This is a genomic window from Candidatus Palauibacter sp. (assembly GCF_965216145.1).
Taxonomy (GTDB): Bacteria; Gemmatimonadota; Gemmatimonadetes; order Palauibacterales; family Palauibacteraceae; genus Palauibacter.
The window spans coordinates 2,046,952-2,072,237 of record NZ_OZ244149.1; the positions used below are offsets into that span (position 1 = coordinate 2,046,952).

The following is a 25,286-nucleotide window of genomic DNA, read 5'->3' on the forward strand; positions in this document are numbered from 1 at the left end:
TCAGGCCGCGCTGTGCGCCTCGTCGGAGTGTTCGATGCCCGCCCCGCCCATCGCGACGCCGGTACCCACGGTGACGACGCCGAACATGAGGTCGTTGAAGAAGGCCTGCGCGTTGGGCAGATACCCGTGGATGAAGGGCGACAGCATGCTGTAGGCGCCCAGTGCGATCAGGCCCCAGCCGCTGATCCGGTTGATCCCGAGTTTGAACGTGATCGTGACGACGAGGATCGAGCCCCCCAGCACCACGCTGTGCCACCACAGGAAACCGAACGGATAGCCCCAGATGAAGGGTGCGCCCAGGTACCAGAGTCCCAATGCGAGACCGATCCAGCGTGAGGCCATCGAACCTCTCTCGGATGAAACCGGATGAACCCGAAGAACCGGCGCCTATGATGCGCCCCCGCACGGACGAAGGCAAACCTCGGCGGGTGGCCTACAGCCGGGCGCGGCGCAGGCGGTTCGCGTTGGTGACGACCGAGATCGAACTCAGCGCCATGGCGGCTTCCGCGATGACGGGGTGGAGGAGGCCCAGGAAGGCGACGGGGATCGCGACGACGTTGTAGACGTAGGCCCAGAAGAGGTTCTCCCGGATCTTGCGGAAGGTGGCCCGGGCGAGCTTCGTCGCGCGCAGCACGGAGCCGAGATCGCCCTGCACGAGGGTGATGTCCGCGGCTTCGATCGCGATGTCGGTGCCGGTGCCCACCGCGAGGCCGACATCGGCCGCCTTGAGCGCGGGGGCGTCGTTGATCCCGTCGCCCACGAAGGCCACGGTGTGACCTTCGGCGCGGAGCCGCCGCACGGCCTCGACCTTCTGGGCGGGGAGGAGCCCGGCCTGGAAGTCGTCGATCCCGAGTTGCCGGGCGACGGCGGCCGCCACGGCCTCGTGGTCGCCGGTGAGCATCACGGTCCGGAAGCCGCGGCGACTCAGCTCGAGGAGGGTTTCCCGCGCGTCTTCCTTCACGGGGTCGGCGATCGCGATCGTGCCCCGCAGCCGCCCGCCGGCGGCCACATGGGCGACGGTGCGCGCGTCGGACCCGAATCGTCGTTCCAGTTCCGCGATGTCCTCGCCCGCGACGCCCTCCTCGCGCAGGAGCCGCGTGTTCCCGACGACAACCCGCTCCCCGTCGACGACACCCACGATCCCCATGCCGACCTGGGCCTCCACGTGGGCCGCGCGTGCGAGCGGGACGCCGCGGAGGCGTGCCTCCGCGACCACGGCCCGGGCGAGGGGGTGCTCCGACGCGTCCTCGAGTGAGGCCGCGAGCGCGAGCAGCCGGGCTTCGCCGTCCGCGCGGTCGCCGCTCTCCGCCGCATCGCCGGGCCGGGCAGCCGCCATGTGCACCGCCACCACGCGCGGGGCGCCGCGGGTCAGCGTGCCCGTCTTGTCGAACACGAGCGTGTCCGCCCGGTCCAGCGTCTGAACGGCGGCGCCGTCCCGGATGAGGATGCCCCGCGTCGCTCCGAGGCCGGTGCCGACCATGAGCGCGGTGGGGGTGGCGAGCCCCAGCGCGCACGGACACGCGATCACCAGTACCGCCACCGCGGCGAAGAGCGCGAGCGACAGCCGACCCAGATCCGGGTTCACCCACGGGAGGAAGCCCGAGGCCCAGCGCGCGGCATCGGAGAAGACGACGGGCAGGGCGAACCAGCCCGCGAAGGCGGCCAGCGCCACGACCAGGATCACCGGCACGAAGACGGCCGTCACGCGGTCCGCGAACTCCTGGATCGGGACCTTGCTTGCCTGCGCCTCCTCCACGAGGCGGATGACGTTCGACAGGAAGGTGTCCTCGCCCACGCCCGTGGCCCGCACCCGCAGCGCGCCGGAGTGGTTCACGGTCGACCCCAGGACGCTGTCCCCCGGCTCCTTCTCCACCGGGATCGACTCACCCGTCGCGAGGGATTCGTCCACCGCGCTCCTTCCCTCGAGGACGACGCCGTCGGTGGGGATCTTCTCGCCCGGGCGGATGATCATGACGTCGCCCAGGCGCACGTCCCGCGTCGGCACCTCGAGTTCGGCGCCCGCGCGTTCGATGCGGGCCGTCGGGGCCTCGAGCGACAGCAGGGCCTGGATCGCGGAGGAAGAGCGGCCGCGGGCTTTCGCCTCGACGAAGCGTCCCGTGAGGTGGATGGAGGCGATCATCGCGCCCACGGGCGCGAAGTTCATGATCATCGGGGCGAGGCCGAGCACATGGAGCACCGCCCACACGCCCGTGAGCACGGAGACACCGGCCCCCAGCGCGATGAGCACGTCCATGTTGGGCATCCGGCCTCGCGCCGAGCGCCAGGCGCCGCGCAGGGTGTCCGCGCCCGGCCCGGCGAGGACGGCGGCCCCGAGCACCGTCACCCCGAGGTCGAAGAGGAGGGGCGACGGCCAGCGCACGCCGGCGAACATCTCGGGCAACATCCACAACATGGCGGGGGCCGTGAGCGCCCACGCGGTCCACATGGTCCGCCACGCCTGGTGCGAGCGGGCCTCCGTGTCCGCGAGGCGCTTGCGTTCGGCCTCTCCGCGGTCCGCCTCCGCTATGGGCTCGATCTCGTAGCCCGCCTGCCGGACCGCCGCGGCGAGTTCATCGAAGCCGACCTCTCGGGTCAGGGCAAGCGTGGCGGACTCGGCCGGCAGGCTCACCGTCGCCTCCACGCCGTCGATCGCGTTCAGGGTCTTTTCGACCGAGCCCACGCAGCCGGCGCAGTGCATGCCCGTGATCCGGTACGTCTTCTTCAGATGGGTCGCGTTCGACATCGGGTCGTCTGCCGTCTACTTGCCGGCGAAGCGCATGAAGAGGTCCGCGATCTCCTCGCGCACGCGGACCGCAGCGTCGCCTCCTTCGGCGATCGCGTGTGTGGCGCAGCGTTCCAGGTGGTTCATCAGGAGTTCCTTCTCGGCCGAACGGAGCGCGGAGTGAACGGCGGCGAACTGCTGCAATATGTCAGGACAGTATCGCTCGTCCTCCACCATGCGGGCGATGCCCCCGACCTGTCCCCGAATCCGGGCCAGCCGACGGTCGAGGTCGCGCTTCGTCCCCTCCGCGATCCCCATCGCATGCGCCCCTGCCTCGCCCACCGCCATTCAATCCGTACGCTCTTCCCGCTCAGCCAGAAACCATCGACGATCTTCCGTAGGATATACTATACAGGGGTATTGTATATACCGCAAGGCGACGGGGAATCGGTGGCGGCGTTTCGGCGAGGGCTGTTAACCTCAAGGCCATGTTCAAGAAACTGAGGCGGATGGTCGACGACGTGCTCGACCGCATGGAGGCGAAGCGGGACGGCATCGAAGAGGACGACATCGATCGCGTCATCTACGCCATGCGCGAGGAACTCGTCGAGACGCGGGCGCGGATCACCGAACTCGAGGCGCTGTTCCAGTCGCAGGTGGGACAGGCCGATCAGGAGAGGAACGCGGCCCGGACCGCCGAGCGGCGGGCGGCGAAGGCGGCCGAGATCGGGGACGCCGAGACGGTCGAGGTGGCGAACCGGTTCGCGGCGCGGCACCGGCAGCGTCTCGAGGTGCTCGTCATCAAGGCCGAGGCGACCCAGGCCGAGATCCGGCAGCGCAGGGACGAGGCCGCGCAGGGCGCCGAGCAGCTCAAGAGCGCGATGGCGCGCCGGGATTCGCTGAGCGTGCAGCAGCGGCGGGCGAAGGCGATCAAGCATTCGGCCAGCCGGTTCGACTCGGTCGACGCGTTCGACCGCATGGCCGGCAAGATGCAGAGCCGCACCGACCTCGACGACGCGACCCGCGAGGTGGAGGAGACGCTCGACCCGGCGCCTCGTGCGCCGCGCCGCGACTTCGCGGCCGAACGCGAACTGCGGGAGGTGCAGGCCGACGCCATGCTCGAGGAGTTGAAGCGCCGGATGTCGAAAGGGAAGTAGAGGCACGGGAAGTAGAGGAACTGGAAGCAGCGGAACTGGAAGCAGCGGATTCCCCCGGAAGGCGGAGGACCGATGGACCTGCTCACGATCGCCGTCTTCGGCTATCCCCTCATCCTGATCGGCATCGGGCTGTGGCGCTCCCGGCAGATCAAGAGCCACGCGGACTTCATGGTCGCGGGTCGGAACGTGCCGGTGGCGCTCCTCGTGGGGACGCTCATCTGCACCTGGATCGGGTCCGGATCGCTGTTCGGAGGGGCCGGGCTGGCCTACCGTACCGGCATCGCCGAGTTGTGGTTCTCGTTCGGCGCCTGGGCCGGGCTGCTCGTCGCCTTCTACCTCGCCCCGCGCGTGCGAGCGATCGCGAAGTACACGGTCCCGGACCTGCTGGAGCAGCGCTACAACGCCGTGGCCCGCATCCTCGGCACCGTCGCGATCATCCTCGCCTACGTGACGATCGCCGCCTACCAGTTCCGGGGCGGCGGCTGGATCCTGAGCATCGTGACCGACGGCGCCATCTCCCCCGAAACCGGGATGTACATCACGGCGGCGACGATCGTGCTCTTCACGGCGGCCGCCGGCATGGTGTCGATCGTCTCGGTGGACCTCCTTAACGGGATCATCATCACCCTCGGCATCATCATCGGCCTCCCCTATCTCGTCCTCTCCAACGGTGGGGTCGGGGCGATCGCGGCCGGGCTGCCCGAAGGGCATCTGACGATGTTGGGGGGGCACAATTTCCTCTGGGTGCTCGGCGTCGCGATGCCGACGTTCCTCCTCATCCTGGGCGAGAGCGGGATGTACCAGAAGTTCTTCTCGGCCAAGGACGCGGGGTCCGCCAGGAAGGCCGTAGTCGGGATGTTCATCGGCGTCGTCTTCATCGAGACCTCGCTGGCCCTGATCGCGATCGTCGGGCGCTCGGTGTTCCCCGAGCTGGCGGATCCGGAGCAGGTCTCTCTGGTCGGACGGGCCGCGTCGGAGACGGTGATCCTCTACATCGCCGCCAACGGACTCCCGGTCATCGGCGGCGCCATCCTGCTCGCGGCGGCGGTCGCCATCGTGCTCTCGACCGGCAACACCTTCCTGCTCGTGCCGTCCACCAACGTGAGCCGTGACCTGTACGAGCGTTTCGTCGATCCGGACGCCAGCGAAGGGAGGAAGCTGGGAGTGCAGCGTCTCTGCATCGTCCTGTTCGGCGGCCTGGGGCTCGTGCTGCTCACGCAGTTCGACACCGTGCTCTCGATGGCGCTGTACGCCTACTCACTCGTGGGGGCGAGCCTGACGCCGGCCCTGCTCGCGGCCTTCCTGTGGCGGCGGGTGACGGCGCAGGGTGGCGTGGCGTGCATCGCCGGAGGGCTCGGGAGCATCGTCGGGATCGCGGTCCTCTCCCGGCTCGGGGTGAACTTCACGGCCCTGATCGGGGGGACGGAGTTCGACTTCGCCTCGAGCGACTACATCGTGATTCCCGGCGTCCTGATCTCCCTGGGGCTCCTGATCGTGGTGAGCCTGCTGACGCCGCCTTCGCCCGAGGAGAAGTGGGCCCCCTTCTTCCGGAAGGACCCGGAACGGATCTAGTCCTGCAGCGATCGTGAAGCCGGGACCTCCTCAGGCGAGCAGGTGGCGGAGGTCGTCGAGCTTGCCTGGAGGGCTCAGCACGACAAGGTGGTCGCCGGGTCGCACCCGTTCCCCCGGACCCGGGTTATAGAGGAAAGGCTCGTCCCCTTCGTCCCGTTCGCCTCGCTGGATTGCCACGATGAGTGACCCGGTTCTGGCCGGAATGGCGGCTTCGGCCAGCGTGAGCCCCGCAAGCTCCGAGGTCGGGGACACGAGCACCTGCTCGAGAAGTAGCTCCAGGCCGTCTTTGCCCGCTACGTCGACGAAGAGCGTCACATCCGGGCGCAGGACGAGCGAAGCCATCTGAATGCCGCCCGTCGCGTTGGGGGTGACGACGCGGTCGGCGCCGGCCTTCTTCAGCTTCCCCACCGAACGCTCCGAGCGGGCTCGGCCCACGATGGTCAGATCCGGGTTCAGCTCCCGCGCCGCCAGACAGACGAAGGCGTTGTCCGTGTCCGCGCTGAGTGCGGCGATGAGTCCCCGGGCGCGGGTGATGCCCGCCGCCACCAGAGCCTCGTCACTCGTCGCATCGTCTTCGATGATGAGCAAGTCCGGGTCCAGTTGCCGTGCGCGCGCGACCTGCTGGGGGTCGCTCTCGATGGCGACGTAAGGGTCGCCCCGGGCGACGAACCTCTTGATCGCGTGGAGTCCGGTACGGCCCGCGCCGCACAGGATCACGTGGTCCTTGGTGCGTTCGATCCTTGTCATCGTTCTGCGTTTCCTGAATGCGTGGGTCAGGTCCATCTCGACGAGCGTGGCGGTGATGAGGGCGAACCAGATCGCGAGCGTGACGATGCCGCCCCCGATCAGAAAACTCGCAAAGAGACGGCCGCCGGGCGTCAGGGTCTGGATCTCACCGTATCCGACCGCCGAGACCGTAATCACGGTCATGAAGAAGGCGTCCGACAGGTTCCAGCCCGGCATGAGGGAGAAGCCGATCGTCCCGACCACGACGAGGCCCGCCGTAAAGAAGACGGCCCCCAGCAGGCGGTTCCTGAAGCGGGAGAAGTCCGGCAGACTGCACATCAGCCGCGTGCCGCACCACGGTCGAGTCGGGCCACGACCTGTCGGCCCTTGATCATGCGGCCGTCGAGACCGCGGACGACCTCGTCGGCCACGAGCGAATCGACGTCGACGAGAGTGAAGTTCTGGCGGATGTCGATGCGCCCGATCTGTCCGCCGGCCGCGCCGGTCTCGCCGGTGATCGCGCCGACGAGGTCGCCGGGGCCGGCGCCGTCCCGCTTCCCGACGCCGACGAAGACGCGGGTCCACGTGGGGCGCGTCGCGCGCCGGGCGTGGGCGTCGGTGTGCACAGCGGGTCGGGCGCCTGCCGCGGTCTCCCGGGCTGCGGGGGGCTCCCCGGCCTCCGGGGCCGGCCGGGCCAGGTCGGCCGCCCGGAGCAGGCCGGCGAGGGCGCCGGCGACGTGCGCGCCGCCGTGTTCCTCGATGAGCGGCGCGAGCAGGAGGGCACCGCTCGCCGTGTCTTCCCGTTCGAGGGCGTCGGAGACGCGGGCCCGGAAGGCCGCGATGTCGTCCAGCAGCGCGGCGTCGACCGGCTCTCCGAGGGGCGCGACGGGCAGCCCGGCCCGCGCCGCCGTGAGCTTGAACTGCCGCTCGTGCAGCGCGTCGACGATGGCGTAACAGCGGTCGGCGGTCCCGGCCGCCCGCGCGAGCGGGGCCGGCGCCGGCGGCAGCTCGAAGGCGACCGCGTGCGGAGCGGGATCGACCTGTCCCCACGCCCCGACGTGCACGGGAGCGTCGCCGCCGGGTCCGGCGACATCGAACCCGGCCGTCGAGAGCGCCGTTTGAACTTCGGCGACGGCGTTGGGGGCCGTTTCGACGCTGACGGCCGTCGCCGCGCCGTCCCGGGTGATGCCGTGCAGCAACTCGGCCAGGCGGGCCAGCCGTCCGGCCCGGGTGGCCCGGCTCGCGACGGCAACCGTCGCCGCGGACCCCTGGCCCGCCCCCGGCGCGTCGTCCCGCGGCTCGGCGAACAGTTCGCTCGGCCACCGGCGCGCGCGCGGAAGCCAGCGCCCGAGAAACTCGTCGAACCCCGCGTCGCGGGCGTGGGTCGTCGCGATCCGGCGCGCCCCCTCGTCGCAGGCCTGCAGCACGGCCTCGACGGCCGACCACGCCGGTTCCAGCCCCGGAACATCGTCCAGCACCAGCGTCCTCAGCGCCGTGGCGGAGATGTCACCCTTCCGCACGGCCTCGAGCAGCGGAGCCGGTGGCCCGACGAGGATCGGCGCCCGCTCCGCCGCCTCGGGCGTCGCACCCGGCGCGACGACGACCACGTCGTGCCCCGCCTCCCGTGCGGCGTCGTACATGCGGGCCGCGCAACGCCGTGCGCGCTCCACCGACGCGGTCAGCACGAAGACCCGCCCCTCGCCGTCGCCGGCCCCGCCCTCCGCCAGATCGCGTGTCGCCGCCGCCGCATAGAGTTGCGCGAGGCCCGCCCCCTCGGAGGCGATGAGCGCGAGGTGACGCCCGCGCGCGACCGCCGCCGAGAGCGCCTCGAGCGCTTCCGGCGCCGGCGCCTCCGCCGCCACGGCTTCATCCGGCTGGTGCTGTTCCAAGAGCGGGATCCTTCCAAAGCGTGGATACGGGTCGCGAGCGGGGGTCCTCCGGGATCGCTGGCAACGTACGCAAGCCGATGGCCGGCCCAAAGAGCGCCGCGCGACGTTGACGCCGCCGCGGGCACCGGCCTAACGTCCCACTCCCCCGCCCGCGGCAGACCCGGGGGCTCTCTCTTCCTTACACAAGGCGAAGCGAATTCCCGTGGTCCAGGCCCTGGAGACGATTCAGGCATGGGTGTGGGGCGTACCCCTCATCATCCTGCTCCTCATGACGGGCCTCGTGTACACCTTACTGCTGCGGGGACTGCAGTTTCGCCGCCTGTGGCACGCGCTCTGGCTCGCGCTCGTGAAGCGCCGCGAGCCGGACGGCGAGGGCGACATCTCCCACTTCCAGGCGCTCATGACGGCGCTCGCCGCGACCGTCGGCACGGGGAACATCGTGGGCGTGGCGACCGCCATCGGGGCGGGCGGTCCCGGCGCGCTCTTCTGGATGTGGGTCACGGGGCTCCTCGGGATGGCGACGAAGTACGCCGAGGCGGTCCTCGGCGTCCGCTACCGGGAAACCGACGCGCGGGGCGAGAAGGCCGGTGGTCCCATGTACTATCTGGAGCACGGGCTCGGACGCGGAGGGCTCGGGCGGGTTCTCGCGATCGCCTTCGCCGCCTTCGCGACGCTCGCCGCGTTCGGGATCGGCAACGGCGTCCAGTCACAGGCGGTGGCGGACGCGATGAACGAGTCGTTCGGGATACCGCACTGGATTGTGGGTCTCGTCACGGCGGCCGCGGTCGGGTTCGTCATCATCGGAGGCATCCGTTCCATCGGCCGGGTCGCGAGCGTCATCGTGCCGACGATGATCGTCCTCTATATCGGCGTCGCGGGTCTGGTCCTGATCTCCAACGCGGCGGAGATCCCGGCGGCGTTCGGCCTCGTGTTCGAGCACGCGTTCGGGGGGCGGGCGGTAGCCGGCGGGGCCCTCGGTTACACCGTCCTGCAGGCGATGCGCTTCGGGGTCGCGCGCGGGATCTTCTCGAACGAATCGGGGCTCGGCACCGGGGCGATCGCCGCCGCCGCCGCGCAGACCCGCGAACCCGTGCGCCAGGCGCTCGTCTCGATGACCCAGACGTTCATCGACACGATCGTCGTCTGCACGTTGACGGGCCTCGCGATCCTCACCACGGGGGCGTGGAGCTCCGGGGCCGAGGGCGCGAACATGACGCAGTTGGCCTTCGACACGAGCCTCCTCGCGGGCGCCGGCGACATCATCGTCGCCCTCGGCCTCGCGACCTTCGCCTTCAGCACGATGCTGGGGTGGTCCTACTACGGTGAACGCAGCTTGGCCTACCTCTTCGGCGCGCGCGCGATCCCGCCCTACCGCCTCGCGTTCGTTGCCGTCGTCGGCCTCGCCGCGGTCGTGGAACTGGACGTCGTGTGGCTCGTCTCGGACATCCTCAACGGCCTCATGGCGGCCCCGAACCTGGTGGGCCTTCTCCTGCTGTCGGGCGTCGTGCGGCGGGAGACGCGGAGCTACTTCGGGCGCGTCTGACGGACTGCGGGGTCGCCGCCGCTAGCCTCTGAAGGGGGGGTAGTGGCCCAGGTCGTAGGCGCGGATCGAGAGAACCCCGCGCGGCGGCATGCCCACGTCGGCCAGGGTGCGCGTCTCGTCGCGGATGCGGCGCTCGGCGTACTCGGTGTAGAAGTCGGCGGGGTCATCGGAGGAGCGCTGCAGCATCTCGCGGATCCCGAACGCCTTGGCCGCCTCCACGGTGGTGTCGGCCGGCAGTTCGGCCACGTGCTCGAGCCAGCGGTCGGGCATCATGAGACGAACCGTGATGCGTTCCGTGGCGTTCATCCGGTGGCCGGTCCTCTCGGGCGGGTTCAGTGGCGGTTGCGGAGCGTGTAGAGGAACCGCTTCGCGAGGTCGGTCACATCGAGCCCCACCACGCGATCCGTCTCCACGCGTACGTTCGTGTGGCCGCCGTCGCGGTCGACCGCGAAGCGAGCCAGGCCGATCTCTCCGGTGAAGGTGAGCGAAGCCGCGGTCTCCTCGCGCACCCGGAGACTCGAATGCTCGCCGAAGAAACGCTTCGCGCGTTCAAGGACGTCTTCCGGAGACAGGTCGGTGATGGTGACGTAGCGCATGTGATCTCGGGTTCGGCGATTGGGGCCGGTGATCGGTTCCGGTGGAGCGGGACACATCGCTCGGGCCGCAAGATCTTGCGGCCCGAGCGACCCGTCAACCGGAACGTTGGCCTCTCGCGTCCGAGGGCGATACCATCTCCCGCCATGAACTCGCCAATCACTTTCGGGCGCTTTTTCCTGCCCGGTCCCACGGAAGTGCCGCCCGACCTGTTCGACGCCATGCGACGGCCCGTGGTGGGGCATCGGAGCGCCGAGGTGTCGGGGCTCGTCAAGGGGTTGCAACCCGCCGCTTCGCGACTCTTTCAGACGACGCGGCCGGTGTACCTGTCGACCTCCTCCGCCACTGGCATGATGGAGGCGGCGATCACGAACCTCACGCGCCGCCGCGTGCTCTGCCTCGTCAACGGCTCGTTCAGTCAGCGGTTCCATGCCATCGCCGAGGCGACAGGGCGTCCCGCGGACAGACTCGAGGCCGAGTGGGGGAAGCCGAACCTTCCGGACCGGCTGCGGGCCGCGCTCACGGAAGCGCCGGGCCGCTACGACCTCGTCACGGTCGTGCATTCGGAGAGTTCGACCGGCGTCCTCAACCCGCTGGAGGAACTGGCCGCCGTCGTTCACGAGTTCGACGATGTGCTCATCGCCGTCGACACCGTCTCGTCGCTCGCCGGGGCGCCGGTCCGGACCGATGAGTGGGGTCTGGACTTCGTCCTCACCGGCTCCCAGAAGGCCGTCGCGCTGCCACCGGGCCTCGCGCTCGCGGTCGCCTCGGAGCGGGCGCTCGCCCGCGCCCGGGAGGTCGAGCACCGCGGCTTCTACTTCGACCTCCTCAAGTTCGAGAAGAACCTCGAGCGCTGGCAAACGCCGAACACGCCGGCCGTGTCGCTCTTCTTCGCGCTCGAGCGGCAACTGGCCCGGATGATGGAAGAGGGGATGGAGGCGCGCTGGCGGCGGCACGACGGGATGGCGCGCCGCACGTACGAGTGGGTGGACCGGACGGCCGCCCGCACGGGGCAGCCGTGGCGCGTGCTGGCGCCGGAAGGGTACCGGTCGCCGTGCGTCACCGTCATCATGCTCCCCGGAGGCCTGACGGGGCCGGAGGTGGTCTCGCGCGCGGCGGCGCGGGGGTATACGGTGGCGGCGGGATACGGGCCGCTGAAAGCGGGATCGTTCAGGATCGGACACATGGGCGAGCATACGCTGGAGGAGTTAGAGGCGCTTCTGGCGGTCCTCGACGATGTACTGTGATCGGAGCGGAGTGAGCGAAGCAGAGTGAGCGGAGCAGAGTGAGCGACCCGGAAGGCGGCCCGCTGCGCCTCCTCATCGCGGATCCTCTCCTCCCGGACGGGATCGCCACGTTGCGTGCCGCCGCGGGTCTCGTCGTGGAGGACCTCAGCGAAGGGGATCGGGAGGCCCTCCTGGACGCGCTGCCGGGTGCGTCGGCGCTCATCGTCCGCAGCCGCACGACGGTCGACGCGGAACTCATGCAGGCCGGCGAGTCGCTGCGCGTCATCGGACGGGCGGGCGTCGGCGTGGACAACATCGACATCCCGTCCGCGACCCGCCGGGGCATCGCCGTGCTGAACGCCCCGGCCGCGAACACCTATTCGACGGCCGAAATGACCTTCGGATTGCTCCTCGCCGCCGCCCGCCGACTGCCGGAGGCGGATTCGACGATCCGGGCCGGCGAATGGAAGCGGAAGGAACTGCGGGGAACCCAGCTGAGCGGGAAGACGATCGGCGTGATCGGGCTCGGCCGCATCGGCGCGGAGGTCGCCCTGCGCGCCCGGGCGTTCGGAATGCGCGTGGTCGCGCACGATCCGTTCGTGAACCTGGAGCGTGCCGGCGACCTGGGCGTCGAACTCGTCGACCTCGAGACGCTCCTCCGCATGTGTGACGCGATCACGCTGCACGTTCCGCTCTCGGACGAGAACCGCGGGCTCATCGGACGCGAGGAAATCGCCGCGATGCGGCCGGGCGTCATCCTGGTCAACGCGGCGCGGGGCGGGCTCGTGGCCGAACCCGCCCTGGCCGAGGGGCTCGCCAGCGGGCAGTTGGGCGCCGCCGGCCTCGACGTATACGAGACCGAACCCCTGCCCGCCGACAGCCCGCTGCGGGACGCCCCCCACCTCGTGTTCAGCCCCCATCTCGGCGCCTCGACGTTCGAGGCCCAGCGTCAGGTCTCGCGGCAGATCGCCGTCGCCGTCCGCGATGCGCTGCTGGAGGACGACTACAGCGGTGCGCTCAACGCGCCGTTCGAGGCGGAAGATCGAGATGGCGCCGGTGCCATCATGGAACTGGGTCGGTGTCTGGGGCGTCTGCTCGCCGGGCTCGACGACGCGCCGCCGCGCCGGATTGAAGTCGGCTACGGCGGGCCGCGGGATGGCGTGCTCGGGCCGCTCGCCGCGAGCGTCGCGGTGGGCTTTCTCGAGACACGCGTCGATCCGCCCCTCAACGTCGTGAACGCGCTCTCGATCGCGGCCGAGCGCGGTCTGGAGATCGCCCGCGTCCGTACCCAGGCCGTGGGCGACTACACGAACTACGTCGAACTCTGCGCGACATCCGCTCCGGGCGACGAGCGGATCGTGGGGGGCGCGCTGATGGGCACACGAATGGAGCCCCGGATCGTCCGGGTGGGGGTATTCCGCGTGGACACGGTGCCCCGGGGCACCTGCCTTCTCATCCGGAATCGCGACCAGCCCGGCGTGATCGGCGCCGTGGGGACGGTGCTCGGCGCGGCGAACGCCAACATCGCCGAATACCACCTCGCCCGACGCCGGGGTGGCGGCCGGTCTCTGGGCGTGGTGCGGATCGACGGCCAGCTGCCGCCCGATATCCTGCGCGATCTGGTGGAGCTCGACGCCGTAGACGAGGTCCAGCAGATCAGCTTCGACTGACCCGCGACGCCGAGCTTGGCGCCGCGCCGCCGCTTTTAGTATCATGAATCATGAGAGACAATCATGATTTAGCGGATGGGAGTGGTCGCGTAGCGGAACCGGTGCAGGTCTATCTGGCGCCGGCCGATCAGGACCGGCTCGAGCGTCTGAGGGAGGGGCTCGCCACCACTAAGTCGAGCGTCCTGCGGAGAGGTCTGGAGGCGCTGGAGTTGCAGCTCTCGGACCCGGCCCGCCACCCCGCGCTCTCGATCATCGGTCTTTTCAGCAGCCCGCCGTCCGGAGAGCCGCCGCCCGCCGATGTGGCGCGCGATCACGACGACTTCTTCGCCAGCGGGGAGATCGCCTCCTGGTCCCCCGACCCGCGGGACGAGCCCCACGGCAGTGCCTTCGAGTGAGAGCCCTCTTCGTGGACACCAGCGCGTGGTATCCGCTGGCGGACCGCGCGCACCAGGACCACGAGGAGGTGGCCGAGGCCCTCCGGGGTCGAGTGCGCGACGGCGCCACGGTCGTGACCACGAACCTCGTCGTGGCCGAAACTCACGCGCTTCTGTTGCGGCGCGCCGGCCAGCAGGCTGCGCTCGCCTTTCTCGAGGCGGTTCGACAACCTCCGAACCGGATCGAATACGTGACGCGCGAACGCGAGGCCACGGCCATCGACCGGTGGATCCGGCGCTTCTCCGACCAGCGATTCTCGCTCGCCGATGCCGCAAGCTTCACCGTCATGACCGAACTGGGGATCGACGAAGCGCTGACGCTGGACCGGCACTTCCGGATCGCGGGGTTCGCGATGGTTCCCGGAACGGTCTGACTCGTCAGTCGTTACGTCGGGGGCGCCCACACGGCGGCATGTCCGGGATCGGGGGCGGGGAGGCGGTCGGGGTGCAGCAGGCCGCCGAGGATCTCGACGCCGGTCACGAAGCGGGGGCCCGAGCGGTTGAAGTAGGAGGAGGCGTCGACGACCCAGGCCCGGCCCGCCGCGATGGTGCGCGGCGCGACGCGCAGGAGGCGCTCGGCGTGCAGGTCGGCGTCCGCGCGGGCGGCTTCGAGCCCGTAGCCGCAGGGCATGATGAGGAGCGCGTCCGAATCGAGACCCTCGACCTCCTCCCACGTCGTCTCGCGGGATGGGCGGCCCGCCTCGCCGGTGAGGTTCTCGCCCCCGGCGAGGTCGATCATCTCCGGCACCCAGTGGCCGGGTGCGAACGGGGGGTCGAGCCACTCGATCCCGAGCACCCGCGGCCGGCCCGCGCCGCGTACCGCCTCGCGCACGGCGTCGAGTCGCGCCCGCAGCGAGCCGGCCGGACCGCGCGACACCTCCGGTTGCCCCGCCGCGCGCGCCACCTGCTCGAGGGAAGCGAAGATCTCCTCGATCGTGTGCGCGTCGAGCGACACAACCTCGGCCTCGATCCCCCGCGCGCCGAGGACCTCCCGCACGCCGCCCGTCGGCACGGCGCACACCTCGCACACCGCCTGCGTGATGATGATGTCGGGGTCGAGTTCGTCGAGGAGCTGGCCGTCGATCTCGTAGACGCTCCCGTGGTCGGCCATCGCCCGTCGCACCGCGGCATCGATCTCGCCGCTCGAGAGCCCCCGGGGGTCGAAGCGCGGCCGGCTCACCCGCGGCCGGTCGAGCAGGTACGGCGGATGGTCGCACTCGTGCGAGATGCCGACGAGGCACCCGCCGAGTCCGAGTGCGTCGACGATCTCCGTCCCCGATGCGAGGAGGGAGACGATGCGCGGCGCGGCCCGATTCGAGTCCGTCACCGGCGTGGAGCCTCCATCAGTACTGCGGCATCTCCGGTTCGATCTCCTCGGCCCACGCGAGGATCCCGCCCGCGAGGTTGACGGCGTGCTCGAACCCGACCGCGCGCAGATAGGCCACGGCCCGGTCTCCGCGGGGGCCCGAGCGGCAGTGCACGATGAGCGGCGTCGAGCGGTCGAGGCCGTCCACGGCCTTCGGAAGCGTGGCCAGCGGCACGAGCCGAGCCCCGGCCCCCTCGAGGTTGCAGATCTCCCACTCGTAGTCCTCGCGCACGTCGATGAGCTGGAACGCCTCTCCCGCGTCGACCCGCCGCTTCAGTTCGTGCACGTCGATGTCGAGGTCGTGCATGTCACCCTCCGTGTGCGCGCCTCCGCCCGCCGCCTCGTCGCGAGGCGATCCGCCGCAGAAACGCTCGTAGTCGATGAGTTCCGTCACGCTCGGCTCGGGCCCGCACACCGCGCACTCGGGGTCCGGCGCAATCGCCAGCGAGCGGAACTCCATCCTCAGCGCGTCGATCAGGAGCAGCCGTCCCGCAAGGGTGTCGCCGATCCCGGCCAGCCACTTGATCGCCTCGTTCGCCTGGATCGACCCCACGATTCCCGGCAGGACCCCGAGTACCCCCGCTTCCGCGCAGTTGGGCACGAGATCCGGGGGCGGCGGATCCCGGAACAGGCAGCGGTAACAGGGCCCGCCGGGGGCCGCGAACACCGACGCCTGGCCCTCGAAGCGGAGGATGGCCCCGTACGCGAAGGGCGTCCCCAGCATCACGCAGGCGTCGTTCACGAGGTAGCGGGTCGGGAAGTTGTCGCTCCCGTCGACCACGAAGTCCCACCCCGCGAGGATCTCCAGCGCGTTCCCCGAATCCAGGCGGGTCTCGAACGTCTCGATCTCGACGTGCGGGTTCAGCCCCTCCAGGCGCGCCCGCGCGGAGGCGAGCTTCGAGGTGCCCACCGCCTCCGTGTCGTGCAGCACCTGGCGCTGGAGGTTGGAGAGTTCCACGAGGTCGTGGTCCACGAGCCCGAGCCGTCCCACGCCGGCCGCGGCGAGGTAGAGCGCGGCCGGCGAACCCAGGCCGCCCGCCCCTACGATGAGGGCGCTCGAGGCCCGCAGCCGGCGCTGCCCCTCCAGCCCCACTTCCGGGATGCTGATGTGCCGCCCGTAACGGACGAGTTCCTCGCGCGACAGCCCGCCGTTCACCGCCGGCTCACACGCCCGCGGCGAGCGACGCGCGCAGCGCCGCCATGTTCGCGGCGATCCCCGGCGCCCACCGGAACACGGAGGAGCCCGCCACGAACGACGACGCCCCGGCGGCGGCGCACACGGGGGCCGAGGTCGGATCGATCCCTCCGTCGACCTGAATGACCGGCGGCGCGATACCGCGGTTGGCGGCCATCCGGAGGACGGTCGAGATCTTCGGCACCGCCCCGCGGATGAACTTCTGTCCCCCGAACCCGGGGTTCACCGTCATCACGAGGACGAGGTCGACGTAGCCCAGTACCTCCGACAGCGTCTCGGCGGGGGTGGCCGGGTTGAGCGCCACGCCGGCATGGCACCCCAGCTCCCGGATCCGGTGCAGGTCTCCGTGCAGGTGCGCCGAGGCCTCCTGGTGGACCGTGATCATGTCGGCGCCGGCCGCCGCGAACGGTTCCAGGAACTCGCCCGGGTTGTCGATCATCAGGTGAACGTCCAGGAACGCGTCCGTCACCGCGCGCAGCGATTCGAGCACCGGCAGCCCGATCGTGAGGTTGGGGACGAAATGTCCGTCCATGACGTCGAGCTGGAACCACTCCGCGCCCGCCTCCTCGGCCTCGGCCACCTCCGCGCCCAGCCTGGCGTAATCGGCGGCCAGGATCGAGGGGGCGATCCGTAGCCCCCCCGGCATGTCCCGATTCAGTCCGCGTTCCGCCACGATCCCGTGCTCCCGGTGGTTCAGATGAGTTGGAGACGCCGGCCGACCTTCTTCAGCGCGGCGAGGGCGGCGTCGATGTGTTCGCGCTCGTGCGCGGCGGAGAGCTGACACCGGATGCGGGCCTCGCCCCGCGGCACGACCGGATAGCCGAACCCGATGACGAAGACGCCTTCGCGGAGCAACTCCCGGCTGAGCCGGATGGCGTCCGCCGTCCTGCCGACGATCACGGGGACGATCGGCGTGCCGCCGGGGATCGGCTTGTAGCCCAGTTCGATCAGACCCTCGCGGTAATACTCGGTGTTGTCGCGGAGCTTCGCCACGAGTTCCGGGTGTTCTTCGAGGTGGTCGATCGCGGCCAGCGCGCCGGTCGCCGAATGGCAGGGCAGGGCGTTCGTGAACAGCTGCGTCCGGGAGGCCTGGGTGAGGTAGTCGATCACGGCGTCGGAACTGGCCGTGAAGCCGCCCGCCATGCCGCCGAGCGCCTTGCCGAGCGTCGAGGTGACGATGTCGACCTCGCCGTGCATGCCCCAGTGCTCCGGCGTCCCCCGGCCCGTGTCTCCCAGAACCCCCGTGGCGTGCGAGTCGTCGACCGCCATGATCGCGTCGTAGCGGTCGCACAGTTCGCGGATCTCCGGGAGCGGCGCGATCTCCCCCTCCATCGAGAAGATGCCGTCGGTGATGACGAGCCGGTGCCGCGCCTCCCGTGAGGACTCCAGCGCCTCGCGCAGCGAGTCCATGTCCATGTGGTCGTAGATGACGCGGCGGGCCTTGCAGAGGCGGATGCCGTCGATGATGCAGGCGTGGTTGAGACGGTCCGAGATGAGCGCGTCCTCCGGTCCGAGGAGGGGCGCGAAGAGGCCCTCGTTCGCGTTCCACGCCGAGGTGTAGGTGAGCGAGGCCGGGGTTTCGAGGAAGTCCGCGATCTTCGCCTCGAGTTCGCTGTGGATGTCGAACGTGCCGCAGATGAACCGGACCGAGGACGTCCCCGCGCCGTACTTGTCGGCCCCCTCCTTCACCGCCTCGATCACGGAGGGCTCGTCGCACAGCCCGAGGTAGTTGTTCGAGCACATGTTGATGGTCTCGCCCAGACCATCGATGTCCACCACGGGCCCCTGCCGCCCCATGATGTGCAGGAGTTCCTTGTGAACCCCGTTCTCCTTCATTTCCCCGAGTTCGGTCGCCAGCCGGCGCTCGAGACCGGGGTTCACGTTCGACATCGTCACGTCCCGTTCCTCATAGAGTGTCATCATGGAGAATGTAGGTCCCTCACGGGTACAGGTCGCCGACCCGCTTGTCCGTGACCCACGCGGTGTCGACCCGGATGCGGGGCCGCGAACCCCAGTTCCCGCACGAGATGAAGCCGCGCAACTGTCCCCTCACGTAGATGACGCGGTCGGTGCCGACTTCCTGAAGCTCGGGAGCGAGGCGGTCGAGCGCGAACACGCGCTGGCTCCCGATCCAGCCCGGCCCGAACAGCCAGCACCCCGCGGCCTCGCGGATCGTGCCCTCGCCCCAGGTGCGGACGGTGGAGAAACTGCCGCTGTCGATCGCGACGAGCGTGCCCAGGTCGATGCCGGTCGAACTCCGCACGCGGTATTCCCCCGGCGTCGCGATCCTGAGCGGACGCGCCTCGTAGAAGCTGACGTGCTGCGGCGCGCACATGGCGCGGAAGGTGCTGCGCAGGGCCGCGAGTTCGATCGAGGCGTCGGTGACCGCCAGGGTGGCCGTGTCCAGCCGTCCGCACTGGTCGGGGGACACGGGGCCGCCGAACTCGAAGGAGAAGGGTGCGTCGACGCGCACGGTCTCGGGATAGGCGACCCAGGTGACGAGCGCCTCGCTCTCGTAGGCTTCGCCGAGCCGCCAGCACCCGGCCGCCAGGAGTACCGTGAGCGCTAGGGCCGCGAGGTGCGGCGCTCTTCCCACGGGTCGGCGGCTAGTCGAGAGCGAGGACGACCTTCGCCGCCTCGCCGGAGTTCATGGCCGCGATCCCCTCCTCGAAGCGGTCGAACGGCAGCCGGTGGGTGATCACCGGGTCGATGTCGAGGCGTCCGGCGGCGAGGAAGTCCCGCATCTCGATCCACGTCCGGTACATCAGGCGTCCCACGACGCCGTAGACGTGGAGTCCCTTGAAGATGACGTCCCGCGCCAGGTTGACCTCGACGGTGTGCTTCGGCAGTCCCAGCAACCGGACATGGCCCCCGTTGCGACACATGCGGAACGCGGAGCGCACGCCTTCGGGGTGCCCGCTCATCTCGCACACGACGTGCGCCCCGTAGCCGCGGGTGAGTTCCGCGACCTGCGCCTCGACACCGCCCTCCGTCGGGTCGAGGCAGTCGTGCGCGCCCATCCGGGCCGCGAGTTCGCGACGGCCCTCGTGCGGTTCGACCGCGATGACCCTGGCCGCGCCCGCCACCCGGGCGATGCCGATCGCGAACAGGCCGATCGGTCCGCACCCGACCACGGCCACGACCCGCCCGGCCACGTCGGTGTGCAGGACCGTGTGAAACGCGTTCCCCAGAGGGTCCAACAGGGCCGCATGATCGTCGCTGATCGATTCCGGGATGTGGATGATGTTCGCCGCCGGGATGGAGACGTACTCTGCGAAAGCGCCGTCCCGGTCGATCCCGATGATCCGGGTGTCCCGGCACACATGCGCCTGTCCCGTCCCGCAGAACTCGCAGTGGCCGCACACCAGGTGCCCCTCCGCCGACACGCGGTCTCCCACCTCGATGTTCTCGACGAGGCGTCCGGTCTCGACGACCTCTCCCATGAACTCGTGTCCGAGGATGAGCGGCGGGTTGACGCGGTTCTGAGACCAGTGGTCCCATTGATGGATGTGCAGGTCGGTGCCGCAGATCCCCGCGCGTCGCACCTTGATCAATACGTCGCCGGAACGGATCCCGGGCGTGGGCGCTTCGCCGAGGGTGAGGCCGGGGGCCGGCCCGGGTTTGAGGATCGCTTTCATGGAGAGCGGCGAAGGCTCCTGACCGGGGAGGTGCGTCGGACCGCGCTCCGGCGGCGCATCGGGTGGCGCACAATGTGCCGGAACGCCGGACGGGCCGGCAAGCGCGGGAACACGGCGCGACCGCCCGCCGTAAGATTCCCCGTGGGCGAGTCCGCGACCCGGAGCCGGGAGCCGAGACGGATCGTGCGTGAGAAGGTGGCAGGGGACGGTCGGACGGATCGGCCGCCGGACGACGCGTACGCGCGCCGGCGGCGCCGGGACCGTGCCGCGTGGTGGGGCGGCATGCTCGTGTCCGCGCTCCTGCACGCCCTCGTCCTGTTCGGCCCCGCGGGCCGGGCGCCCGAGTTCGAGCGCATGGCGTCGCGAGGGACGAATCCGGAACTCCGGGTGAGGGGCGGAGGCCTGCAGTCCGTGCGGTTCTCGCCGCCCCGGCGCGTCGAGATCCCCCCGCCTCCCAGACCGGTGCTGGCCGTGGATGCGCCGGAAATCGAGATCCGCGAGACGGCCCCCGAGATCTCGGCCGACCTGCTCCCGGTCGGAGTCCCGGCCGCACCCGCCGGAGGGGGCGCCGCCGCGGGCCCGGGCGAAGGCGAGGGAGGGGGAGGCGCGGACGGCTACGTGTCGCCGGTGCCGCGGTCCGTCGTGCCCCACTGGGATCCCCCCGGCTCCGTGCGCGGATTGGAGGTGACCGTCCGCGTCTTCGTCGACGCCACCGGCCGTCCAAGCCTCGTGGAACTGCACCCCCCCACCCCCGATGAAGGGTTCAACCGCGACATCGTGCGGCAGGTGCGGGCCTGGGAGTACCGGCCCGCCCGGCGCGACGGGGCCGCGGTCGAGGGATGGGCCGAGATCACGTTCATCTTTTAGCAGTCCGTGGCAAGACCCCGCGTCAGCGCCGCTCGAACGCAGCGGGGCTCTTGCCACGGGCTGCAAGCCCCGTGCGTTTGACGGCCGGTTGACGCCGCCCCCCACCCTCGTTGCAAAGGGCTCGAACGGGGAGGTGCGGGGTGTGGGATCTGAATCGCGCCGAACGCAAGGCGCTCGGCACGGCGCTCGTGCTGATCGGGGTGAGTCTCATCTTCCGCACGGCGCTCGCCCCCGATCCCGGAGAAGTGGACGGGATCGAGAGGATCGATCCTGCGCGCGACCTGCAGGGTGTGGGGGGGGACGTCCTCTCCGCGCTGATGCGGGAGCAGCGCGCGCAGACACCGCTCGCCGACGGTGAGCGGATCGAGGTGAACCGAGCGTCGGCCGACGAACTGCGCCGACTTCCCGGGGTCGGCCCGAGCCTCGCGCGGGCCATCGTCGAGGAGCGCGACCGCGAACCGTTCCGCGAGGCGGCCGACCTCGAGCGCGTGGCCGGGGTGGGAGAAGTCACCGCGGGCCGCCTCGCTCCCTGGCTCCAGTTCGATCCCGCGATCCCGCGTCCCGGTCTCGTCGCGCCCTCGGGGCGCTCCGACTCGCGGCCCCCCGCCCTTCCGGCAGCGGACCGGCTCGTCCCCCCCGCGGGGCCGGGATGTTCGCCGGGCGGGAAGCGGGTCGATGTGAACCGGGCCGGACGGGAGGAACTCGAGAGCCTGCCCGGGATCGGGTCCGTGATCGCGGGTCGCATCATCGAGGACCGGACCGCGAACGGGCCGTTCGCGAACCCCGAGGCGCTCACGCGCGTCCGCGGCATCGGGGAACGTTCGCTCGGCCGTCTCGCCGATCGCGTGTGCGTGGGGACATCTTGATCTCGGCGGAGGCGCGCGCAACGGCCCCGGAACCGGCTCCCGAGTTGGCGCGGCCGCCGGACGGCAGGGTCCTGAGGCTCGTCCCGGCCGACTTCGCGAGCCGGCATCTCGTGCTCCCGCTGCGTCGTGCGGGTCGCACCCTCACCGTCGCCATGGCGGACCCAGCCGACCCGAACGTCATCGAGGACCTGAAGTTCCTCACCCGGTTCGACATCGAGCCGGTACCGGCGGGGGAGTACACCCTCCGCCGGCTCATCGACCAGAGCTACGGATCCGCCGCCGAACCCGGGAGAAAGCGGAGGGGACGCCCCCGGGAGCCGGACCGGGAGGTCGAGGTCGTCGAAGGCGCCGGAGCGGCCCCCCGGGACGACGACACCCTCCGGGCCGACATCGAGGATGAACCCGTCGTGAGGCTGATCAACTCGGTTCTCCGGGACGCGGTTCGTCGCGGCGCCTCCGACATTCATCTGGAGCCCTACGAGAGGGAACTGCGCGTGCGCTACCGTCTCGACGGGCACCTGCGCGAGATCATGCAGCCGCCCTTCCGGATGACGGCCGCGCTCACGTCGCGCCTCAAGATTCTCGCCGACCTGAACATCGCCGAGCGCAGGGTTCCCCAGGACGGGCGCATGAAGATGAGGGTCGGCGGGAAGGTCATCGACTTCCGCGTCTCCACCCTCCCCACGCTGTTCGGAGAGAGGATTGCCCTCCGGATCCTCGACAAGGGGAAGCTGGCCTTCGACCTGAAGTCCTTCGGCATGGAGGAGCGCGCGGAGCGGCGCTTCCTGGAAGCGATCGCGAACCCGACGGGCATGGTCCTCGTAACCGGGCCCACCGGGTCGGGAAAGACGACCACCCTCTACAGCGCGCTCGCCCGGCTCAACCGGCCGGAGGTCAACATCCTGACCGCGGAAGATCCGGTCGAGTACAGCGTGCGCGGGATCAACCAGGTCCAGGTCCGGTCGAAGATCGGTCTCACCTTCGCGTCGGTCCTGCGCGCCTTCCTCCGTCAGGACCCCGACATCGTCATGGTCGGCGAGATCCGGGACGCGGAGACCGGCGGCATCGCGGTCAAGGCCGCGCTCACCGGGCATCTCGTCCTCTCGACGCTCCACACGAACGACGCGGCGTCGACCACGACCCGGCTGGTGGACATGGGGATCGAGGCGTTCAACGTCGCCGCGGCCGTCACGATCATCACGGCCCAGCGTCTCGTGCGCCGGATCTGCGCCGCCTGCAGGGTCGAGACGAGCTATCCGCGCGAAGTCCTCCGTTCCGCGGGTATCGAAGACCCCCGGGGTCCCGACGACACGTTCCATCGCGGCGCCGGCTGCGACGCGTGCGGCGGGTCGGGATATGCCGGGCGGCAGGGCCTCTACGAGGTCCTTCCGATGTCGTCGGCGATCCGCCGCATGGTCCTCACGGGCGCGTCCGCCGAAGAGATCGAGAGACGGGCGGTCGACGAGGGGATGGTCACGTTGCGGCAGGACGGGCTGATCAAGGTCGGGAAGGGGATCGTCACGCTGGAAGAGGTGCTGGGCGAGACTGCGGCCCGGAACCCTCGGGAGGAGGGATGATGGCCGGGACTCCCGTCACGGATGCGCGCCTGCGGGCGCTCCTCGACGAGATGGTCGAGCGTGACGCGTCCGACCTGCACCTCACGGTCGGCGGTACGCCGAAGCTCCGCATCGACGGACGGATGACGGACTGTCGAACCGAGGGTGTGCCGGGGTCCGTGCTGAGGTCGGAGGACACCGCCGCGCTTGGCCGTTCCCTGCTCACGGAGCCGCAGAGGGCGCGCTTCGCACGGGACCACGACATCGACTTCAGCTTCTCGGTGGGGAAGCTGTCCCGCTTCCGCGTGAATCTGTTCCGGCAGCGGGGCAACGTGGCCTGCGCGATTCGCCGCGTCCCGGTCGAGATCCGGAGCCTGCGGGAACTCGGCGTCCCGTCCGTCGTCGCGCGCCTCACCGAGAAGCCGCGCGGGCTCGTGCTCGTGACGGGGCCCACCGGCTCCGGCAAGTCGACGACCCTGGCGGCGATGGTCGACCGCATCAATACGCGGCGGGCGGGCCACATCATCACCATCGAAGACCCGATCGAGTTCGTGCACCCCCACAAGGGCTGCATCGTGAACCAGCGCGAGGTCGGACACGACACGCGCAGCTTCGACACGGCGCTCAAGTACGCGCTCCGACAGGATCCCGACGTCATCCTGATCGGCGAAATGCGGGACGCGGAAACGATCCAGGCGGCGCTCACGATCGCGGAGACCGGCCACCTCGCGCTCGCCACGCTCCACACCAACTCGGCGCCCGAGACGATCAACCGCATCATCGACGCCTTCCCCGCCCACCGGCAGGAGCAGGTCCGGGCTCAGTTCGCCCTCGTGTTCGAGGGGGTGGTAACGCAGGCGCTGGTCCCGCGGGCGGGCGGCAGGGGGCGCGTCGCCGCCTGCGAGATCCTCATCGCGACCCCTGCGACCCGGGCTCTGATCCGGGAGGGGAAGGCTCACCAGCTCTGCTCGGCGATGCAGGCGGCCCGGAAGTTCGGGATGCAGACGCTCAACGACGCCCTCTTCCGGCTCTACGTCCGGCGCCAGGTGGCGTTCGAGGACTGCATCCGCGTCACGTCGGATCCGGCCGGCTTCCGGCGCATGACCGGGACCTCGCTGCCCGCGGGGGCCGCCCGGTGAACCGAGCGGGCGAGACCGGCCGCCGGCACAGGTGGGGAGTGGATGATGTGGGGGCTGGCGGTCGGTCCACCCTCTTCTCGAGGGTTCGGCCCCGCGAACTCGTCGTCTTCACGCGGCAGTTCGCCACCATGATCCACGCGGGGCTGCCGCTGACGCGGGCGCTGGAGATCCTCTCCCGCCAGGCCGGGAGCCCGGCGTTTCGAGGCGTCATCCGGGAGACACTCTACGAGGTCGAAGCCGGAAACACGCTCGCCGGCGCGCTCGGACGGCATCCCGCGGTGTTTCCCAGCCTGTACGTGAACATGGTCGCCGCCGGTGAGTCCGGGAGTCTCCTCGACGCGATCCTCGAACGTCTGGCCACCTTCCTCGAGAAGAGCGATCGCGTCCGGAGAAAGGTGAAGGGCGCCCTCCTCTATCCCGCCGTCGTGCTGGGGGTGGCCGTGGCCGTGATCGCGACCCTCCTCCTGTTCGTGATCCCGACGTTCGAGTCCGTGTTCGCCAGCTACGGGGCCCTGCTGCCCGTCCCGACGCGCGCGGTCATCGGGCTCTCGCGGGTCGTCCAGAGTTTGTGGTGGGCCATTCTCATCGCGGCGGGCGGGGCCTTCTTCCTCCTGCGCCGCTGGGTCGCGACCGATGCCGGGAGGTCGCGCGCGGACCGCTTCCTGCTCCGGCTCCCGATCTTCGGATCGCTGTTGCGGAGGGCCGCCGTGTCGCGCTTCACGCGGACCCTCGGCACGATGCTCGCCTCCGGCGTTCCGATTCTCGAGGGGCTCGAGATCACGGCGCGGACGGCTGGGAACCGCGTGATTCACGACGCCGTCCTCGAGAGCCGCGACGCGATCGCGGGCGGGGATTCGATCGCGGGGCCGCTGGAGATGACCGGCGTCTTTCCTCTGATGGTGTCCCAGATGATCCACGTCGGAGAGGAGACCGGAGACCTGGACGGGATGCTGTCGCGGATCGCCGATTTCTACGACGACGAAGTGGATGTGGCGGTCGAGAGCCTCCTCAAGGTCCTTGAGCCCGCCCTCATCGTGATCCTGGGGGGAGTCGTCGGCGGGATGATCATCGCCATGTACCTCCCGATATTCGATCTCGTCGACACGATCCAGTGAATGCGCCGTCG

25 protein-coding genes are annotated in these 25,286 nt (G+C 70.4%); 12 read left to right on the forward strand and 13 right to left on the reverse strand.

What is annotated here, in order from left to right; genetic code table 11:
- From ACOOHF_RS08945 to ACOOHF_RS08955, 3 genes are all read right to left on the reverse strand, one after another.
- Entirely contained in the window at positions 1-342 is a 342-nt protein-coding gene (locus tag ACOOHF_RS08945; protein WP_419934661.1) for an SPW repeat domain-containing protein, read from the reverse strand.
- A gap of 91 nt (positions 343-433) precedes the next feature.
- Positions 434-2,743: a heavy metal translocating P-type ATPase gene (locus ACOOHF_RS08950; RefSeq protein ID WP_420464255.1), complete on the reverse strand. Its 2,310-nt coding sequence runs from the start codon at positions 2,741-2,743 to the stop codon at positions 434-436.
- 15 nt (positions 2,744-2,758) lie between these two features.
- Positions 2,759-3,070 (reverse strand): metal-sensing transcriptional repressor, encoded by a 312-nt coding sequence (locus ACOOHF_RS08955; protein WP_420464256.1) that lies wholly within the window; start codon positions 3,068-3,070, stop codon positions 2,759-2,761.
- Positions 3,071-3,210: 140 nt separating this feature from the next.
- Here ACOOHF_RS08955 and ACOOHF_RS08960 point away from each other — a divergent pair, with 140 nt between their 5' ends.
- Together ACOOHF_RS08960 and ACOOHF_RS08965 are read left to right on the forward strand one after the other, a co-directional pair.
- Positions 3,211-3,879: a hypothetical protein gene (locus ACOOHF_RS08960; protein ID WP_420464257.1), complete on the forward strand. Its 669-nt coding sequence runs from the start codon at positions 3,211-3,213 to the stop codon at positions 3,877-3,879.
- Between the two features lie 72 nt (positions 3,880-3,951).
- The gene (locus ACOOHF_RS08965; protein ID WP_420464258.1) at positions 3,952-5,451 is read left to right on the forward strand and encodes a sodium:solute symporter family protein; all 1,500 of its coding nucleotides are present in this window, start codon (positions 3,952-3,954) and stop codon (positions 5,449-5,451) included.
- 30 nt (positions 5,452-5,481) lie between these two features.
- Here ACOOHF_RS08965 and ACOOHF_RS08970 read toward each other — a convergent pair whose 3' ends face one another.
- A complete protein-coding gene (locus ACOOHF_RS08970; RefSeq protein WP_420464259.1) occupies positions 5,482-6,516 on the reverse strand; it encodes a potassium channel family protein in 1,035 nt (344 codons plus the stop codon).
- Positions 6,516-8,066 carry a DbpA RNA binding domain-containing protein gene (locus tag ACOOHF_RS08975; RefSeq protein ID WP_420464260.1) on the reverse strand — a complete coding sequence of 517 codons (1,551 nt, stop codon included), beginning with the start codon at positions 8,064-8,066 and terminating at the stop codon, positions 6,516-6,518. The genes ACOOHF_RS08970 and ACOOHF_RS08975 overlap by 1 nt, the downstream gene beginning before the upstream one ends.
- A gap of 202 nt (positions 8,067-8,268) precedes the next feature.
- Between ACOOHF_RS08975 and ACOOHF_RS08980 the strand changes: the two genes are divergently transcribed.
- Positions 8,269-9,609: an alanine/glycine:cation symporter family protein gene (locus tag ACOOHF_RS08980; RefSeq protein ID WP_420464261.1), complete on the forward strand. Its 1,341-nt coding sequence runs from the start codon at positions 8,269-8,271 to the stop codon at positions 9,607-9,609.
- Positions 9,610-9,630: 21 nt separating this feature from the next.
- On the opposite strand, the gene ACOOHF_RS08985 is transcribed toward ACOOHF_RS08980, so the two are convergent.
- The gene (locus ACOOHF_RS08985) at positions 9,631-9,915 is read right to left on the reverse strand and encodes a hypothetical protein (protein ID WP_419934671.1); all 285 of its coding nucleotides are present in this window, start codon (positions 9,913-9,915) and stop codon (positions 9,631-9,633) included.
- 26 nt (positions 9,916-9,941) lie between these two features.
- A complete protein-coding gene (locus ACOOHF_RS08990; protein ID WP_419934672.1) occupies positions 9,942-10,205 on the reverse strand; it encodes a hypothetical protein in 264 nt (87 codons plus the stop codon).
- A 144-nt stretch (positions 10,206-10,349) separates the two neighbouring features.
- Between ACOOHF_RS08990 and ACOOHF_RS08995 the strand changes: the two genes are divergently transcribed.
- The 4 genes from ACOOHF_RS08995 to ACOOHF_RS09010 all read left to right on the forward strand — a co-directional run bounded on the left by ACOOHF_RS08995 (position 10,350) and on the right by ACOOHF_RS09010 (position 13,907).
- Positions 10,350-11,450, forward strand: a complete 1,101-nt coding sequence (locus tag ACOOHF_RS08995; protein ID WP_420464262.1) for a pyridoxal-phosphate-dependent aminotransferase family protein — start codon at positions 10,350-10,352, stop codon at positions 11,448-11,450.
- 38 nt (positions 11,451-11,488) lie between these two features.
- Entirely contained in the window at positions 11,489-13,099 is a 1,611-nt protein-coding gene (serA, locus tag ACOOHF_RS09000) for a phosphoglycerate dehydrogenase (protein WP_420464263.1), read from the forward strand.
- A 101-nt stretch (positions 13,100-13,200) separates the two neighbouring features.
- On the forward strand, positions 13,201-13,494 hold the full coding sequence (locus ACOOHF_RS09005) for a hypothetical protein (RefSeq protein WP_420464264.1): 294 nt from the start codon (positions 13,201-13,203) through the stop codon (positions 13,492-13,494).
- Between the two features lie 11 nt (positions 13,495-13,505).
- The gene (locus ACOOHF_RS09010; RefSeq protein WP_419934676.1) at positions 13,506-13,907 is read left to right on the forward strand and encodes a type II toxin-antitoxin system VapC family toxin; all 402 of its coding nucleotides are present in this window, start codon (positions 13,506-13,508) and stop codon (positions 13,905-13,907) included.
- A gap of 11 nt (positions 13,908-13,918) precedes the next feature.
- On the opposite strand, the gene ACOOHF_RS09015 is transcribed toward ACOOHF_RS09010, so the two are convergent.
- Genes ACOOHF_RS09015 through tdh form a run of 6 tightly spaced genes read right to left on the reverse strand, consistent with a single transcriptional unit; the run spans position 13,919 to position 19,732 of the window.
- Positions 13,919-14,860: a cobalamin-binding protein gene (locus tag ACOOHF_RS09015; RefSeq protein ID WP_420464265.1), complete on the reverse strand. Its 942-nt coding sequence runs from the start codon at positions 14,858-14,860 to the stop codon at positions 13,919-13,921.
- 16 nt (positions 14,861-14,876) lie between these two features.
- Complete coding sequence (gene moeB / locus ACOOHF_RS09020) at positions 14,877-16,055, reverse strand: molybdopterin-synthase adenylyltransferase MoeB (RefSeq protein ID WP_420464266.1); 1,179 nt, start codon at positions 16,053-16,055, stop codon at positions 14,877-14,879.
- Between the two features lie 7 nt (positions 16,056-16,062).
- Positions 16,063-16,740: a ribulose-phosphate 3-epimerase gene (rpe, locus tag ACOOHF_RS09025; RefSeq protein ID WP_420464352.1), complete on the reverse strand. Its 678-nt coding sequence runs from the start codon at positions 16,738-16,740 to the stop codon at positions 16,063-16,065.
- Between the two features lie 47 nt (positions 16,741-16,787).
- Complete coding sequence (locus ACOOHF_RS09030) at positions 16,788-18,017, reverse strand: glycine C-acetyltransferase (protein WP_420464267.1); 1,230 nt, start codon at positions 18,015-18,017, stop codon at positions 16,788-16,790.
- 16 nt (positions 18,018-18,033) lie between these two features.
- A complete protein-coding gene (locus tag ACOOHF_RS09035) occupies positions 18,034-18,690 on the reverse strand; it encodes a hypothetical protein (protein ID WP_420464268.1) in 657 nt (218 codons plus the stop codon).
- A gap of 10 nt (positions 18,691-18,700) precedes the next feature.
- Entirely contained in the window at positions 18,701-19,732 is a 1,032-nt protein-coding gene (gene tdh, locus ACOOHF_RS09040; protein ID WP_419934681.1) for an L-threonine 3-dehydrogenase, read from the reverse strand.
- A 183-nt stretch (positions 19,733-19,915) separates the two neighbouring features.
- On the opposite strand from tdh, the gene ACOOHF_RS09045 reads away from it, so the two are divergent.
- The 5 genes from ACOOHF_RS09045 to ACOOHF_RS09065 all read left to right on the forward strand — a co-directional run bounded on the left by ACOOHF_RS09045 (position 19,916) and on the right by ACOOHF_RS09065 (position 25,275).
- A complete protein-coding gene (locus tag ACOOHF_RS09045; protein WP_419934682.1) occupies positions 19,916-20,599 on the forward strand; it encodes an energy transducer TonB family protein in 684 nt (227 codons plus the stop codon).
- 140 nt (positions 20,600-20,739) lie between these two features.
- Positions 20,740-21,465 (forward strand): ComEA family DNA-binding protein, encoded by a 726-nt coding sequence (locus tag ACOOHF_RS09050; RefSeq protein WP_419934683.1) that lies wholly within the window; start codon positions 20,740-20,742, stop codon positions 21,463-21,465.
- Positions 21,462-23,042: a GspE/PulE family protein gene (locus ACOOHF_RS09055; protein ID WP_419934684.1), complete on the forward strand. Its 1,581-nt coding sequence runs from the start codon at positions 21,462-21,464 to the stop codon at positions 23,040-23,042. The genes ACOOHF_RS09050 and ACOOHF_RS09055 overlap by 4 nt, the downstream gene beginning before the upstream one ends.
- Positions 23,039-24,160 (forward strand): type IV pilus twitching motility protein PilT, encoded by a 1,122-nt coding sequence (locus tag ACOOHF_RS09060; protein WP_420464269.1) that lies wholly within the window; start codon positions 23,039-23,041, stop codon positions 24,158-24,160. Before ACOOHF_RS09055 ends, ACOOHF_RS09060 begins: the two co-directional genes overlap by 4 nt.
- Positions 24,157-25,275, forward strand: coding sequence for a type II secretion system F family protein (locus tag ACOOHF_RS09065; RefSeq protein ID WP_420464270.1), 1,119 nt, complete (start codon positions 24,157-24,159; stop codon positions 25,273-25,275). Before ACOOHF_RS09060 ends, ACOOHF_RS09065 begins: the two co-directional genes overlap by 4 nt.
- Positions 25,276-25,286: the final 11 nt, after the last annotated feature.

What these genes read in the sequence shown, in the direction of transcription:
- ACOOHF_RS08960 (WP_420464257.1), top strand. Translation starts at nt 3,211, where the DNA reads ATGTTCAAGAAACTGAGGCGGATGGTCGACGACGTGCTCGACCGCATG.
- ACOOHF_RS09060 (WP_420464269.1), top strand. Translation starts at nt 23,039, where the DNA reads ATGATGGCCGGGACTCCCGTCACGGATGCGCGCCTGCGGGCGCTCCTC.
- rpe (WP_420464352.1), bottom strand. Translation starts at nt 16,740, where the DNA reads ATGCCGGGGGGGCTACGGATCGCCCCCTCGATCCTGGCCGCCGATTAC.
- ACOOHF_RS08970 (WP_420464259.1), bottom strand. Translation starts at nt 6,516, where the DNA reads ATGTGCAGTCTGCCGGACTTCTCCCGCTTCAGGAACCGCCTGCTGGGG.
- ACOOHF_RS09030 (WP_420464267.1), bottom strand. Translation starts at nt 18,017, where the DNA reads ATGATGACACTCTATGAGGAACGGGACGTGACGATGTCGAACGTGAAC.
- tdh (WP_419934681.1), bottom strand. Translation starts at nt 19,732, where the DNA reads ATGAAAGCGATCCTCAAACCCGGGCCGGCCCCCGGCCTCACCCTCGGC.
- ACOOHF_RS08955 (WP_420464256.1), bottom strand. Translation starts at nt 3,070, where the DNA reads ATGGCGGTGGGCGAGGCAGGGGCGCATGCGATGGGGATCGCGGAGGGG.
- ACOOHF_RS08995 (WP_420464262.1), top strand. Translation starts at nt 10,350, where the DNA reads ATGAACTCGCCAATCACTTTCGGGCGCTTTTTCCTGCCCGGTCCCACG.
- ACOOHF_RS08965 (WP_420464258.1), top strand. Translation starts at nt 3,952, where the DNA reads ATGGACCTGCTCACGATCGCCGTCTTCGGCTATCCCCTCATCCTGATC.
- ACOOHF_RS08945 (WP_419934661.1), bottom strand. Translation starts at nt 342, where the DNA reads ATGGCCTCACGCTGGATCGGTCTCGCATTGGGACTCTGGTACCTGGGC.
- ACOOHF_RS08950 (WP_420464255.1), bottom strand. Translation starts at nt 2,743, where the DNA reads ATGTCGAACGCGACCCATCTGAAGAAGACGTACCGGATCACGGGCATG.
- ACOOHF_RS08990 (WP_419934672.1), bottom strand. Translation starts at nt 10,205, where the DNA reads ATGCGCTACGTCACCATCACCGACCTGTCTCCGGAAGACGTCCTTGAA.
- ACOOHF_RS08985 (WP_419934671.1), bottom strand. Translation starts at nt 9,915, where the DNA reads ATGAACGCCACGGAACGCATCACGGTTCGTCTCATGATGCCCGACCGC.